We start from the raw sequence: 12,695 nt of genomic DNA, 5'->3' as shown, positions 1-12,695 counted from the left end.
CTGACCCCATATTGACCCTATGCCGTTTATTCTGTTGATCATTATCGGAGCTGCCGCGGGCTTTCTGGCCACGCGGATCATGGATGTGCGCACCGACGTGCCCACCACAATTGCCATCGGTGTCGGAGGCGCTTTGATCAGCGGACTTCTGATGCGTGCTCTTTTGGCCATCGGCAGCGTTGCTTTCGGCGCCATCGGGGCCGTGCTGGGGGCCATCCTGCTGATCTGGCTGTGGCAGAGATACTCGGGCCGCAGTTAACACACGGTTAACCATCCTACGTCACAGTGAACCCATGTTGGTTCGTGCGCTCATCCTGTGCTGTTTGGTCCTGATCGGGGCGACGGTCCCGGCCGCTGCCGGATCATGGCCGCGTGCAGAGGGTGAGGCCTTCCTGTCTGTCTCTGCGACGCAGGACATCAATGGTGCACAGGATGATCCGCTTGCCGGGGTCTATTTCGAATATGGGCTGCGCCACAACATCACCGTGTCCGGCGCGGTCACCTATGATTTCTCGACACAGCAGGCGACGGAATACGAGCTGACCGCGCGCTGGCATTTTCCCGAGAACGACCAGCCGCTTCGAAAGGCGCTAAGCCTGACATTGGCTGGCCCGCTTGATGATCCCCGGATCGAGCCTGCGGTACATCTTGGACGTGGTTTCAGCACGCCTTTGGGATCTGGTTGGGCAGATCTAGCGCTCTATGCGAGCCTATCCACGGAAGGCCGCGAGACTGAATATGGTGGCTACGGCGTGATTGGCCTGAAACCTCATGATCGGCTGATGACCATGCTGGGCGTGGATGTGATGATGACGCCGGACCAGACCTTTGTGAAGGCGATCCCGTCCGTCGCGTGGCAACTGCGCGAGGGGCGGCACCTGACCGCGCAGTTCACCAAAGGATTTCTTGATGCAGAGGATAGCGAGTTCGGTCTGGGGCTGTGGCTTCAGTTCTAAGGGCGCTTAGCCCTTGAACGGCGCCATGCCTGCCCGCGCCAGTTCGTCCGCGCGTTCGTTCTCCGGATGGCCGGCGTGGCCCTTCACCCATTCCCATGTCACGTGATGGCGCGCTTGGGCTTCGTCCAGTCGCTGCCACAACTCGGCGTTTTTCACCGGTTTCTTGGCCGAGGTTTTCCACCCGTTGCGCTTCCAGCCGTGGATCCAGCCGGTCACGCCGTTCTTCACATAGGTGCTGTCGGTCACGACGGTGATCGCACAGGGTTTGCCCAAGGTCTCAAGCGCCATAATGGCGGCCATAAGCTCCATCTGGTTGTTGGTGGTCAGCGCCTCGCCGCCCTTCAGCTCGCGTTCCTTGACGACGGTATCGCCGTCCTTGGCCTGCAAAAGCGTGCCCCAGCCGCCAGGGCCGGGATTGCCGGAACAGGCGCCATCGGTATAGGCGAAGAATTCAGCCATGAGTGTGTTCCTTTCGCCTTAGCTGCGCGCGTGCAGGACAATCCAATCGGACGAACGGCCATCCAACCCGGTGCCGCTGCCCAGAATGCGGGTGATGAGTGTAAAGCCCGCCGAGGTCAACAGCTCTTCCAGCTCATCCTGTTGGTAATAGGTGTAGTACCGCCCCAGATCGTCGCGCGCGTCGCCCGTGCCGAGCTTGACGCCGATATGCAAAACACCCCCCGGTTTCAGCGCTTTGTGCAGTCGGAGCAGCATTTCGGGCATCTGGGCGCGGGGCAGGTGGAGCAGGCTGAAATTTGCAAAAACCCCGTCATAGAGCGCCTGTCCGTCGATCTGGTGAAACAGGGCCTGTCGCGCAGGCACACCATGATCGCGGGCGCGTTTCACCATCGCGTCAGAGCCATCCGTCGCATCCACCGTTAGGCCGTGATCCATCATCTGCTTGGCGGTCAGGCCGGGGCCGCAGCCAAGGTCGAGAACGTGCGCTTTCTGAGGTAGTTCCGCGATGAAATCGTCCAGCCCCGGCGTATCCTTGACCGCCACCCGCGCCTCGTACTCGGCGGCTTGGGCGTCATAGACGTCAAGGGTCTGGCGATCTTCGGACATGTAGGGTCAGGCAGGTACGCGCAGCACGCGCGGCACTTTGAATTCGATGTTCTCCTGCGCGGTTTCGACCAGTTCGACGGTCACGTCGTAGCGGTCGCGGAAGGCGTCGATCACCTCGTCCACCAGCACTTGCGGAGCGGATGCGCCTGCGGTCAGGCCGACGGTGCGGATCCCTTCAAGCGACCGCCAGTCGATCTCGGACGCGCGCTGCACCAGCATGGAATAGTCGCAGCCATTGGCGCGGGCGACCTCGACCAGGCGGCGCGAATTCGAGCTGTTGGGCGCGCCGATCACCAGAAGTGCATCCGATTGCGGCGCCACCGCTTTGACCGCGTGTTGGCGGTTGGTGGTGGCATAGCAGATGTCTTCCTTGTGCGGGCCGACGATGGCGGGGAAACGCTCGCGCAGAGCGGCGACGATCCCGGCGGTGTCGTCCACGGACAGGGTGGTCTGGGTGATATAGGCCAGTTGTTCGGGGTCGCGCGGGGTTAGCGTGGCGACATCCTCGGCGGTTTCAACCAGCAGCACTTCGCCCTCGGGCAGTTGGCCCATCGTACCGACGGTTTCCGGGTGACCTTCGTGGCCGATCATCACCATCTGAAGACCGTTTTCGTGGTGACGTTCGGCCTCGATATGGACCTTGGATACCAGCGGGCAGGTGGCGTCGACATAGACCATCTCGCGGCGCGAGGCTTCGGCCGGGACGGATTTCGCAACACCGTGCGCCGAAAAGATCACCGGGCGGTCATCGGGGCATTCGTCCAGTTCCTCGACAAACACGGCACCCTTGGCCCGCAGCCCGTCCACAACGAATTTGTTATGCACGATTTCATGGCGGACATAGATCGGCGCCCCCCATTTCTCGATCGCCATTTCGACGATTTTGATGGCGCGATCCACGCCAGCGCAAAAGCCGTTGGGGGCTGCAAGATACAAGGTCAGGGCGGGTTTGGTCATGGCGTCCTCCGATCTGGGTCAGAGGTAAGGGTTTTCGCGCGGGTCGTCCAGAGCCGCCCCAAAAGGAAACAGGCCGGAGCGTCTGCCCCGGCCTGTTTGTTTCAATCAGTCGCGGTCTTCGGGACCGTCAAATTCGCGTGGCGGGCGGCCGATCACGTCTTTCAGTTCTTCCAGCTCGATGAAGTTGTCGGCCTGACGGCGCAGTTCATCGGCAATCATCGGCGGTTGGCTGCGGATGGTCGACACGACCGAAACACGCACACCTTTGCGCTGAAGTGCGGCCACCAGCGGGCGGAAATCGCCGTCGCCCGAGAACAGAACCGCGTGGTCGATATGGTCGGACAGCTCAAGCGCATCGACGGTCAGTTCGATGTCCATGTTGCCTTTGACTTTCCGGCGGCCCATGGAGTCGGTGTATTCCTTGGCCGGCTTCGTCACCATCGAGAAGCCGTTATAATGCAGCCAGTCCACCAGCGGACGAATTGGGGAATATTCGTCGTTTTCCAGAAGGGCAGTGTAGTAGAACGCGCGCAGCAGCTTGCCACGGCGCATGAATTCTTGTCTGAGCAGCTTGTAATCGATGTCAAACCCCAGCGACTTAGCCGCTGCGTAAAGGTTCGAGCCATCAATGAAGAGCGCGAGTCGCTCGTCGCGATAGAACATTAATTATTCCTTTCTAATTAACTTCGCCGAGCAATTCCGTGAGTGGTAGGATCAAAATCACTTAACGAAGAAACATGTGTCGTAATCTAGGGAACACACGCGGTGCCGCAAGCTAAAAATCATCAAAATGCCTATACTAAAGCATTAGTACTGTTAGGAAGTAACATTACTTTTGCGCTCGAAGATTCGGCGAAGCTGGTGCGCGATGCGCTAAAATGTCTTTCTGAGCGTGGAGTTAGAATCACCTCCTTAAGTCGCTATTATAGCACAGCTTGCTTTCCGGCGGGTGCTGGACCGGATTTTATCAATGTTGCCGCAGCGTTGGAGGTGGATGAGCCAGCCGAGATCCTGTTGCAGAAACTGCATGATGTGGAAGACGAATTTGGCCGCGAGCGGCCCTCGCGCTGGGCGCAACGCACGCTGGATATTGACCTGATCGCCTATGGGGATTGCGTCGCGCCGGATCGCGAGACGTTCGAGCACTGGATGAGCCTGCCGCTGGAAGACCAGATGAAGCAGGCGCCAGATCAACTTATTTTGCCCCATCCGCGGGTACAGGATCGCGGGTTTGCGTTGATTCCTCTGGCGGATGTCGCACCGGACTGGCGCCATCCCATTTTAGGCAAAACCATCAAAGAGATGGCGGACGCTTTGCCAGAAGAGGCAAAAAACGAGGTTTCGCCCTTTGAAATGGGCTGATAAAGGGCGTTTTAGCTTGTCATTGCCCGTTCAGAGGCATAGACAGGCGTTTCACATCCCCTTGCAAGGAATGGACTGATATGGCCCGTGTGACGGTTGAAGATTGCGTAGATAAAGTGCCGAACCGGTTTGATCTGGTAATGCTGGCATCGCATCGCGCGCGTGAAATTTCGGCAGGCGCCGAGATCACTGTAGATCGCGACAACGACAAGAACCCCGTTGTGGCTCTGCGCGAGATTGCGGACGAAACCCAGACGGCGGACGAACTGCGCGAGCGCATGATCGAGAACCACCAGACTCAGATCGAGGTGGACGAGCCCGAAGAAGACAGCATGGCGCTGCTCATGGGTGCTGAAGCTGCAGACAAGCCTGCTGACGACGATATGTCGGAAGAAAAGCTGCTGCGCGCGCTGATGGAAGCGCAAGGCCAAGGCTGATCGGAAGCGAACGGAGGCGTCACGAGTGACGAGCTGGAAAGACGAGCTTGTTGATCTCGATATCGACGGTCTGATCGAACGCATTTCGACGTACAATCCCAAGTCCAACTCGGACCTGCTTATGGCCGCCTATGAATATGGCGGCCAAATGCATTTCGGGCAGTATCGCCATTCGGGCGACCCTTATTACATGCATCCTTTCGCCGTGGCCGAGATCCTGGCGGATATGCAGCTGGACGATGCCACCATCGTCACCGCGTTTCTGCATGACACGATCGAAGACACCGGGTCGACCTATGGCGAGGTGTCCGAGAAGTTCGGCAAAGAGATTGCCGAGCTGGTGGACGGCGTCACCAAGCTGACCAACCTGCAGCTGTCTTCGTCCGAGACGAAGCAGGCGGAAAACTTCCGTAAGCTCTTTATGGCCATGTCCAAGGACATGCGCGTCATTCTGGTGAAGCTCGCCGACCGTCTGCACAACATGCGCACGATCAAGGCGATGCGCCCCGATAAGCAGATCCAGAAATCGCGCGAGACGATGGATATCTACGCACCGCTTGCAGGCCGCATGGGGATGCAGTGGATGCGGGAAGAGCTGGAGGATCTGGCTTTCCACGTGCTGAACCCCGAGGGGCGAAGCTCGATCATGCGGCGGTTCCTGCGGCTTCAGAAGGAAAGCGGCGATGTGATCGAAAAGATCACCGGCGACATCCGGTTGGAGTTGGATAAAGCGGGTATCGAGGCCGTCGTGCTGGGCCGCGCGAAAAAGCCCTATTCCATCTGGCGTAAGATGGAAGAGAAGGAACAAAGCTTCTCGCGACTGTCTGACACCTATGGCTTCCGGGTAATCACCGAGAACGATACAGATTGCTATCGCGTTCTGGGCGCAATTCACCGGCGCTGGCGTGCTGTGCCTGGACGTTTCAAAGATTACATCAGCCAACCCAAATCAAACGGCTATCGCTCGATCCACACCACTGTGTCGGGCCGCGATGGCAAACGGGTCGAGGTTCAGATCCGCTCGCGCGAGATGCACGAGGTGGCAGAAACCGGCGTGGCCGCGCACTGGTCGTATCGTGACGGGATTCGAGTGGAGAACCCGTTTGCGGTGGACCCTGCCAAGTGGATTGCTTCGCTGACGGAACGGTTCGAAACGGCTGATGACCACGACGAATTCCTCGAGCATGTGAAGCTTGAGATGTATCAGGACCAAGTGTTCTGCTTCACCCCGAAGGGCGAGGTCGTCAAACTGCCGCGCGGCGCGACGCCCTTGGATTTCGCCTATGCCATCCACACGCGGATCGGCGACAGCTGCGTGGGCGCCAAGGTCGACGGCATCCGTGTGCCATTGTGGACACGCGTGAAGAATGGCCAGTCGGTCGAGATCATGACCGCCGAGGGCCAAAGCCCGCAAGCCACCTGGATTGACATCGTTGTGACCGGTCGCGCCAAGGCCGCCATTCGCAAGAAGCTGCGCAACGATGACCGCGAACGCTATGTCCGTTTGGGCCGTGAACTGGCCCGTCTTGCCTTTGAACATGTCGGGCGCAAGGTCACGGATAAGGCGCTGGCGACCGCCGCCAAGCAATTGCGGCTGAAGGACACGGACGAGCTTTTGGCGCGTCTGGGATCGGCCGAGCTTCAGGCGCGTGACGTGGTGGGCATCCTCTATCCCGAGGCTGAGCAGGCGGGGGACGAGGTCGATCTTGATGCCTCGGTGATTGGTCTGGAAGCCGGGCAGGACTTCGCGCCTGCCCAGTGTTGTCAGCCGGTGCCCGGCGAACGGATCGTGGGTATTTCCTATCGCGGCAAGGGCGTGATGGTGCACACAATCGACTGTGACGCCTTGGCAGAACTGGACGATGACAGCTCGCGCTGGGTGGATCTGCACTGGCATTCGGGCAAGCATCCGGCCATCCACGTGGTCAGCATTGAACTGACGATTGCGAATGACGCGGGCGTATTAGGTCGCATCTGCACCTTGATTGGGGAGCAGAAGGCCAATATCTCGGATCTGAAATTCGTGGATCGGAAACCGGATTTTTACCGATTGATTGTTGATGTTCAGCTACGGGATGTCGAACATCTGCACACCATTATGCTGGCGCTTGAAGCCGACAGCGACGTGGCCGCAGTACATCGGCATCGGGATCTGAGCCGCAAACCATAACCCACCACCGGCCGGGCAGGCGGAAGGACGTACAGGTGTTTAAACGAAATCCGCGATCGTATCTGCGAATCGTAGCGGAGTTCTTTTATCCGCGCGGCGGTTGGTACCGTGCGGCGCAATACGTGGGGCATCGTTTGCGACGCCTGCCGGATCCAGCGCATCGGATCTCGCGCGGGATTGCAGTGGGCGTATTTGCGTCCTTCACGCCATTCTATGGTCTGCATTTCCTGACCGCCGCCATTTTGTCCTGGCTGATACGCGGCAACGTTCTGGCCTCGCTTCTGGCGACCTTTGTGGGAAACCCGCTGACCTTCCCCCTGATTGCCGAGCTGTCGGTCAATCTGGGACACGCGATGCTGGGGCACGAGGTGACGGTGCACCTGCCTGAAATCGTTGCCAGTTTTGCCGCCGCAACCAACGACATCTGGGCGAATATGAAGTCTATCTTCACCGATGACGTGGCGGATTGGTCGAAGATCAACCGGTTCTATGACCGCGTGTTCCTGCCCTATCTGGTTGGCTGTCTGATCCCCGGCATCATTGCGGGCATCACGGCCTATGTGCTGGCGAACCCGGTGATCCACGCTTATCAGCGCCGCCGGATCAACAAGCTGAAGTCACGCTATGAAAAACGGATGGCTGAACGGTTTTCCGAGGGTGGCAGCCCTGACAAAAACAAGTAACACTTCCCCAAACGGAACCGGTGCAGGAGCACAAACATGACCCAGACCGCAGGCAAGCTTCGGCTTGGCGTGAACATTGACCACGTGGCGACCGTGCGCAACGCGCGCGGGTCAGCCTATCCTGATCCGGTGCGCGCCGCGAAGCTGGCGGAAGAGGCCGGGGCGGATGGCATCACCGCGCATTTGCGGGAAGATCGCCGCCATATCCGGGATGAGGACATTGACGGGCTGATGGCCGTTTTGAGCGCGCCCCTGAACTTCGAATGCGCCGCGACCGAGGAAATGCAGGCGATTGCCCTGCGCCATAAACCCCATGCGGTCTGTTTGGTGCCCGAAAAGCGCGAGGAACTGACGACCGAGGGTGGCTTGGATGTGGCGCGTAATGACAACCGTTTGGGCGATTACATCCTGCCCTTGCGCGATACCGGCTGCCGCGTGTCGATGTTCATCGATGCAGATGCCGAGCAGATCAAAGCTTCGGCCCGGATTGGCGCTGCGGTGGTGGAGCTGCATACCGGCGCCTATTGCGATTTCCACGCGGAAGGCGAATTCGACAAGCGCGATGCTGAACTGGAACGCCTGCGCGAGGGTGCGGCGTTTGCCCATTCGCTGGGGCTTGAGGTGCACGCGGGTCATGGTCTGACCTATGACACCGTCGCCCCCATCGCCGCTATGCCAGAGGTGGTCGAGTTGAACATTGGCCACTTCCTGATCGGTGAATCGATCTTCCGTGGTCTGCCCGACGCCATCGCCGAGATGCGTCGCCTAATGGATGAGGCCCGAGGATGAACGGAACACTGAACTGGAAGCGCTATGCAGGCGTTTATATTCTAAGCATGATCGGCCTGATGATCGTGGGTTTGCTGCTGCAACGGTTGTTTGGCTTTTCGCTGCCGTCGGGACTGTCCACTGTGCTGCCTCCGATGATGGCCGCGATGATCGAGGGTCAGAAACGCGCCGATGCCGGATTGGCACAGTTTGAAAACGTCGAGGCGTGGTCTGCCGCTTCGTCGGCCACAATGGTCGTCGGGGTTATCACCGTGGCCGTGCTGGCCGGACTGCTGATCCTGATGCCTCAAATGCGCGAGATGTTCTCGTCGATCTCGATGATGACCTTGGTGTTGGTGTTTGCCGCGATCATGGGGGTTACGCTTATGGTCAATCGGTTCTTCCTGACACTAGGATACAAGAACCAGCGCAAAGCCTTGGACAAGAAGGCCGCTAAATGATCCTTGGCATCGGCACGGACCTTGCGAATATCGAACGTATTCAGGGCACGTTGGATCGGTTTGGCGACCGCTTCCGAAACCGCGTCTTCACGGAACGCGAGCTGGCCAAAGCTGCGCGGCGCAAGGATGAGGCCGGGACGCTGGCCAAACGCTGGGCTGCGAAAGAGGCATGTTCCAAGGCGCTGGGCACAGGGCTGACCATGGGCATCAGCTGGCGCGATATGGCCGTGTCGAACCTGCGCACCGGCCAGCCGGTGATGGAGGTCACGGGCTGGGCCAAGGACCGTTTGGACGAAATGACGCCCGCCGGACATCAGGCCGTGATCCACGTCACGCTGACCGATGATCACCCTTGGGCGCAGGCGTTTGTGGTGATCGAGGCGCGCGCCGTCTAGCCACCGGTAGGGTGGGCTGCAAATTGGCCATTGCTGGTCGATGAAACAATTTTCCGTGGTATGCCTGATGGTATTGCCATGATGCATTGCCCGATGAAGAAAGCCCAAACATGAAACGTCTGATCACGTATTTTTTTACTGCCCTTTTTATTGCCGCGCCTGCGTTTGCACAGTCTATCTCGGAATGCGACTGGCGGGTTTCGGCCGCTAATCTTGCCGAGCCTTGGGATGAAAACACGCGTACGTACAGCAATGGAAAGGTGCGTCTTGCCGTCATCGACACCATCGAACCTGCCGCCGGTGCCTTCCACCTTCTGATCCTGTCACCGCCCTATTCCGAAATCGGGGATCGCCAGTGTCGCATTGTCTCGAAGAATGACACGATAGGGTTCTCGGGGATTGATCTGTCGAAGATCGAGGCCAGCTATGATCCCGCGCGCGGGCTGCTGTTCACACTGCCAGCAGGGAAGTACGATCCAGACACGGGCGGCAGCATTTGGCACGTTCTTTCGATCACGCTGAATCAGGCTACGGGCGAGATCACGGCTCTTTTCTGGGAGTAACTGCGGTGAATAAGGCGCGCCCCGTCTAAATCCCCGGTCAAACCCGCCGAAACCCGGCGCAAAACTTGACTCTGCCCCCCCATCCGCCCATATCGCCCACAACAGATTTCGGCCGTCACGGCCTGACAGATAAAAGGCAGTTACATGACCGAGAAGCAGAAAGATGGCCTGTGGGAGAACATCAAAACGATCTTCTGGGCGCTGATCATCGCCGGGATCTTCCGCACCCTGTTCTTTCAGCCCTTCTGGATCCCCACAGGGTCGATGAAAGACACGCTCCTGATCGGGGATTTCCTGTTCGTGAACAAGATGGCCTATGGCTATTCGCGTCATTCCTGCCCGTTCTCAAGCTGCCCGATTTCGGGCCGTATCCTTGGCTCGGAACCTGAACGCGGTGACGTCGTCGTCTTCCGCCACCCGACCCTTGGCACCGACTATGTGAAACGTCTGGTCGGTCTGCCGGGGGACAAGATCCAAGTGAAGAACAGCGTGTTGTGGATCAACGGGGAAGAGGCCAAGCAGGTGCCTGCTGGCATGTTCTCGGAAACCAAACTGCCGCAGGGCCGTTTCCGCACCATCCCGCAATGTATCAACCGTCCGGTTGGTGAAGGCGGCGAGTGCCTGAAAGAAAAGTTCATCGAAACGCTGCCGGGTGGCGTGTCGCACTCGATCCTGAACTTCGCGAACCGTAGCGTGGACAACACCAACGTGTTTACCGTGCCTGAAGGTCATTACTTCTTCATGGGTGACAACCGTGACAACTCGATCGATAGCCGTGTCAGCCCGAACGCAGGCGGCGTGGGCTTCGTGCCCGCCGAATACCTGTTGGGTCGCGCCGACCGCATCATGTTCTCGGCGGCGGGCAAGCGTCTGTTCTATTTCTGGACCTGGCGGTCGGATCGCTTCTTCAAGGAAATCGAGTGAAGCTGTCCGCCGACCTCCAAGCCTTCACGGCGCGCATCGGGTACGAGTTTTCGAAACCCGACCTGCTGATCCGCGCGCTGACGCATGGGTCGATCTCGTCGACGACACGCCCTGACAACCAACGGCTTGAGTTTCTGGGCGACCGGGTGCTTGGGTTGGTCATGTCCGAAAAGCTTCTGGCCGACGATCCCAACGCGCCCGAAGGCACGCTGGCCCCGCGCTATAACGCGTTGGTGCGCAAGGAAACTTGCGCAGATGTCGCCAAGCAGATTGATGTGGGCGCCGTCCTGAAACTGGGGCGGTCCGAGATGAAGACCGGCGGGCGCCGCAAGCTGGCGCTGCTGGGCGACGCGATGGAAGCCGTCATTGCTGCCGTCTATCTGGATGGCGGGTTGGACCCGGCGCGGGACATGATTCTGCGTCTGTGGGGCGACCGTATCCACAAGGTCGAGGCCGACGCCCGCGACGCGAAAACAGCCCTGCAAGAATGGGCGCAGGCGCGTAAGATGGCCGTGCCGAAATATGTCGAAACAAGCCGCGAAGGCCCGGATCATGCTCCGGTCTTCACCATTGAGGCGCAATTGCCCGATGGCCGGACGGCACAGGCGAAAGCCAACTCTAAACGGGCCGCCGAACAAGCTGCGGCCAAAGCGCTTCTGGCGCAGGTTGAAGGATAAAAGATGTCGGATGCGAACACACGCGCGGGCTTTGTCGCCCTTATTGGCGAACCCAATGCGGGCAAGTCGACGCTGACGAACCGTATGGTGGGGGCCAAGGTCTCGATCGTGACGCATAAGGTTCAGACCACCCGCGCGCGTATTCGTGGCGTGGCAATCGAAGGCGACGCACAGATCGTTTTCGTGGACACGCCCGGCCTGTTCCAACCCCGCCGCCGACTGGACCGCGCGATGGTTGCCGCGGCTTGGGGCGGCGCCTCGGACGCGGATGTGATCGTTCTGCTGGTCGAGGCACATCGCGGTGTCACTGAAGGCGTCGAACGCATTCTGGAAGGTCTGGAAGAGATCGGGCAGGGCCGCACCGTGGCGCTGGCGATCAACAAGATCGACAAGGTGGAAGCACCCGTGCTTCTGGCCCTGACCAAAGACCTGAACGACCGCTACAACTTCGCCGAAACCTTCATGATCTCGGCCGAGAAAGGTCACGGTGTGAAAGACCTTCGCAAGTGGCTGGCCGAGCGTCTGCCGGAAGGTCCGTGGTTGTACCCCGAGGATCAGATCGCCGATCTGCCCATGCGCATGATCGCCGCCGAGATCACCCGCGAAAAGCTGACCCTGCGCCTGCATCAGGAACTGCCCTATCAGCTGACGGTCGAAACGGAAAACTGGGAAGAGCGCAAGGATGGCTCTGCCCGCGTGGACCAGATCATCTATGTCGCCCGCGATGGTCACAAGGGAATCATTCTGGGCAAACGCGGCGAGACGATCAAAGCCGTCAGCCAATCCGCCCGCGCCGAGCTGGAAGAGTTCATGGGCCGCAAGGTTCACCTGTTCTTGCAGGTGAAAGTCCGCCCGAATTGGCTTGAGGAAAAAGAGCGCTACTCGGAAATGGGGCTCGATTTCCGCGACGGGAACAAGTGATGCGCCTGACGGCGGATGTCTGGGTCTCGGCCTATCTGACGCGGCTGCGCCTGTCTGACATTCCGGCCTTCGTGACCCAAAAGGGTGATGCGACCGCAGGGGCTGTTCTGGTCAAGATGAACACGCTGGACGGGCAAGCCGTCGCTTATCAACGCAGCTTCGATCTGATGACGGGTGAGCGGTGCTGGATGGTGTTGTCCGAGGGCGTTGAGGCCGACGTAGACGCCGCCCTGACCCGTCAGAAGGGCTTTGACCCGGACCTTTGGATCATCGAAGTCGAGGACAAGCAGGGCCGCCATCTTCTGGACGAACCGGGGCTTTCCGACTGACACAGACCCCGCTAGGCTGCGTTCAGG

The 12,695-nt window shown here is 59.4% G+C and carries 18 protein-coding genes; 14 read left to right on the top strand and 4 right to left on the bottom strand.

Annotated features, from left to right (window positions below):
- Positions 1-19 precede the first annotated feature (19 nt).
- Both EOL43_RS06215 and EOL43_RS06210 read left to right on the top strand, forming a co-directional pair.
- Entirely contained in the window at positions 20-259 is a 240-nt protein-coding gene (locus EOL43_RS06215) for a GlsB/YeaQ/YmgE family stress response membrane protein (RefSeq protein ID WP_133486645.1), read from the top strand.
- Between the two features lie 34 nt (positions 260-293).
- Entirely contained in the window at positions 294-956 is a 663-nt protein-coding gene (locus EOL43_RS06210) for a hypothetical protein (RefSeq protein ID WP_133486642.1), read from the top strand.
- A gap of 6 nt (positions 957-962) precedes the next feature.
- Here EOL43_RS06210 and rnhA read toward each other — a convergent pair whose 3' ends face one another.
- From rnhA to EOL43_RS06190, 4 genes are all read right to left on the bottom strand, one after another.
- Positions 963-1,415, bottom strand: a complete 453-nt coding sequence (gene rnhA / locus EOL43_RS06205; RefSeq protein ID WP_133486640.1) for a ribonuclease HI — start codon at positions 1,413-1,415, stop codon at positions 963-965.
- A gap of 18 nt (positions 1,416-1,433) precedes the next feature.
- Positions 1,434-2,021: a class I SAM-dependent DNA methyltransferase gene (locus EOL43_RS06200; protein ID WP_133486638.1), complete on the bottom strand. Its 588-nt coding sequence runs from the start codon at positions 2,019-2,021 to the stop codon at positions 1,434-1,436.
- Positions 2,022-2,027: 6 nt separating this feature from the next.
- Entirely contained in the window at positions 2,028-2,978 is a 951-nt protein-coding gene (gene ispH / locus EOL43_RS06195) for a 4-hydroxy-3-methylbut-2-enyl diphosphate reductase (protein ID WP_133486636.1), read from the bottom strand.
- A gap of 105 nt (positions 2,979-3,083) precedes the next feature.
- Positions 3,084-3,641 (bottom strand): LabA-like NYN domain-containing protein, encoded by a 558-nt coding sequence (locus EOL43_RS06190; protein WP_133486634.1) that lies wholly within the window; start codon positions 3,639-3,641, stop codon positions 3,084-3,086.
- A gap of 102 nt (positions 3,642-3,743) precedes the next feature.
- On the opposite strand from EOL43_RS06190, the gene folK reads away from it, so the two are divergent.
- The 12 genes from folK to EOL43_RS06130 all read left to right on the top strand — a co-directional run bounded on the left by folK (position 3,744) and on the right by EOL43_RS06130 (position 12,668).
- Positions 3,744-4,340, top strand: coding sequence for a 2-amino-4-hydroxy-6-hydroxymethyldihydropteridine diphosphokinase (folK, locus tag EOL43_RS06185; protein ID WP_133486632.1), 597 nt, complete (start codon positions 3,744-3,746; stop codon positions 4,338-4,340).
- An 80-nt stretch (positions 4,341-4,420) separates the two neighbouring features.
- The gene (gene rpoZ, locus EOL43_RS06180; protein ID WP_133486630.1) at positions 4,421-4,777 is read left to right on the top strand and encodes a DNA-directed RNA polymerase subunit omega; all 357 of its coding nucleotides are present in this window, start codon (positions 4,421-4,423) and stop codon (positions 4,775-4,777) included.
- A gap of 61 nt (positions 4,778-4,838) precedes the next feature.
- Positions 4,839-6,947, top strand: coding sequence for a RelA/SpoT family protein (locus tag EOL43_RS06175; RefSeq protein WP_240686489.1), 2,109 nt, complete (start codon positions 4,839-4,841; stop codon positions 6,945-6,947).
- Positions 6,948-6,982: 35 nt separating this feature from the next.
- A complete protein-coding gene (locus tag EOL43_RS06170) occupies positions 6,983-7,630 on the top strand; it encodes a DUF2062 domain-containing protein (RefSeq protein ID WP_133486628.1) in 648 nt (215 codons plus the stop codon).
- A gap of 36 nt (positions 7,631-7,666) precedes the next feature.
- Positions 7,667-8,419, top strand: coding sequence for a pyridoxine 5'-phosphate synthase (locus EOL43_RS06165; RefSeq protein WP_133486626.1), 753 nt, complete (start codon positions 7,667-7,669; stop codon positions 8,417-8,419).
- The gene (locus EOL43_RS06160) at positions 8,416-8,859 is read left to right on the top strand and encodes an ABZJ_00895 family protein (protein WP_133486624.1); all 444 of its coding nucleotides are present in this window, start codon (positions 8,416-8,418) and stop codon (positions 8,857-8,859) included. The genes EOL43_RS06165 and EOL43_RS06160 overlap by 4 nt, the downstream gene beginning before the upstream one ends.
- Positions 8,856-9,254: a holo-ACP synthase gene (gene acpS / locus EOL43_RS06155; RefSeq protein WP_133486622.1), complete on the top strand. Its 399-nt coding sequence runs from the start codon at positions 8,856-8,858 to the stop codon at positions 9,252-9,254. The genes EOL43_RS06160 and acpS overlap by 4 nt, the downstream gene beginning before the upstream one ends.
- Before the next feature lie 110 nt (positions 9,255-9,364).
- A complete protein-coding gene (locus EOL43_RS06150) occupies positions 9,365-9,817 on the top strand; it encodes a hypothetical protein (protein ID WP_133486620.1) in 453 nt (150 codons plus the stop codon).
- Between the two features lie 144 nt (positions 9,818-9,961).
- The gene (lepB, locus tag EOL43_RS06145; protein WP_133486618.1) at positions 9,962-10,741 is read left to right on the top strand and encodes a signal peptidase I; all 780 of its coding nucleotides are present in this window, start codon (positions 9,962-9,964) and stop codon (positions 10,739-10,741) included.
- Positions 10,738-11,418: a ribonuclease III gene (gene rnc, locus EOL43_RS06140; RefSeq protein WP_133486616.1), complete on the top strand. Its 681-nt coding sequence runs from the start codon at positions 10,738-10,740 to the stop codon at positions 11,416-11,418. The genes lepB and rnc overlap by 4 nt, the downstream gene beginning before the upstream one ends.
- A 3-nt stretch (positions 11,419-11,421) precedes the next feature.
- On the top strand, positions 11,422-12,339 hold the full coding sequence (gene era / locus EOL43_RS06135) for a GTPase Era (RefSeq protein ID WP_133486614.1): 918 nt from the start codon (positions 11,422-11,424) through the stop codon (positions 12,337-12,339).
- Positions 12,339-12,668, top strand: coding sequence for a DUF1491 family protein (locus EOL43_RS06130; RefSeq protein WP_133486612.1), 330 nt, complete (start codon positions 12,339-12,341; stop codon positions 12,666-12,668). The genes era and EOL43_RS06130 overlap by 1 nt, the downstream gene beginning before the upstream one ends.
- Positions 12,669-12,695: the final 27 nt, after the last annotated feature.

Origin of the sequence: Aliiroseovarius marinus (assembly GCF_004360145.1) — a bacterium.
GTDB classification, from domain to species: domain Bacteria; phylum Pseudomonadota; class Alphaproteobacteria; order Rhodobacterales; family Rhodobacteraceae; genus Aliiroseovarius; species Aliiroseovarius marinus.
The sequence above is the reverse complement of the archived record's forward strand: the minus strand, read 5'-3'. Positions and strand labels throughout refer to the sequence as shown.

Coding starts and splice junctions, on each gene's coding strand:
- EOL43_RS06215 (WP_133486645.1), top strand. CDS start 20: ATGCCGTTTATTCTGTTGATCATTATCGGAGCTGCCGCGGGCTTTCTG.
- EOL43_RS06210 (WP_133486642.1), top strand. CDS start 294: ATGTTGGTTCGTGCGCTCATCCTGTGCTGTTTGGTCCTGATCGGGGCG.
- rnhA (WP_133486640.1), bottom strand. CDS start 1,415: ATGGCTGAATTCTTCGCCTATACCGATGGCGCCTGTTCCGGCAATCCC.
- EOL43_RS06200 (WP_133486638.1), bottom strand. CDS start 2,021: ATGTCCGAAGATCGCCAGACCCTTGACGTCTATGACGCCCAAGCCGCC.
- ispH (WP_133486636.1), bottom strand. CDS start 2,978: ATGACCAAACCCGCCCTGACCTTGTATCTTGCAGCCCCCAACGGCTTT.
- EOL43_RS06190 (WP_133486634.1), bottom strand. CDS start 3,641: ATGTTCTATCGCGACGAGCGACTCGCGCTCTTCATTGATGGCTCGAAC.
- rpoZ (WP_133486630.1), top strand. CDS start 4,421: ATGGCCCGTGTGACGGTTGAAGATTGCGTAGATAAAGTGCCGAACCGG.
- EOL43_RS06165 (WP_133486626.1), top strand. CDS start 7,667: ATGACCCAGACCGCAGGCAAGCTTCGGCTTGGCGTGAACATTGACCAC.
- EOL43_RS06160 (WP_133486624.1), top strand. CDS start 8,416: ATGAACGGAACACTGAACTGGAAGCGCTATGCAGGCGTTTATATTCTA.
- acpS (WP_133486622.1), top strand. CDS start 8,856: ATGATCCTTGGCATCGGCACGGACCTTGCGAATATCGAACGTATTCAG.
- EOL43_RS06150 (WP_133486620.1), top strand. CDS start 9,365: ATGAAACGTCTGATCACGTATTTTTTTACTGCCCTTTTTATTGCCGCG.
- lepB (WP_133486618.1), top strand. CDS start 9,962: ATGACCGAGAAGCAGAAAGATGGCCTGTGGGAGAACATCAAAACGATC.
- era (WP_133486614.1), top strand. CDS start 11,422: ATGTCGGATGCGAACACACGCGCGGGCTTTGTCGCCCTTATTGGCGAA.
- EOL43_RS06130 (WP_133486612.1), top strand. CDS start 12,339: ATGCGCCTGACGGCGGATGTCTGGGTCTCGGCCTATCTGACGCGGCTG.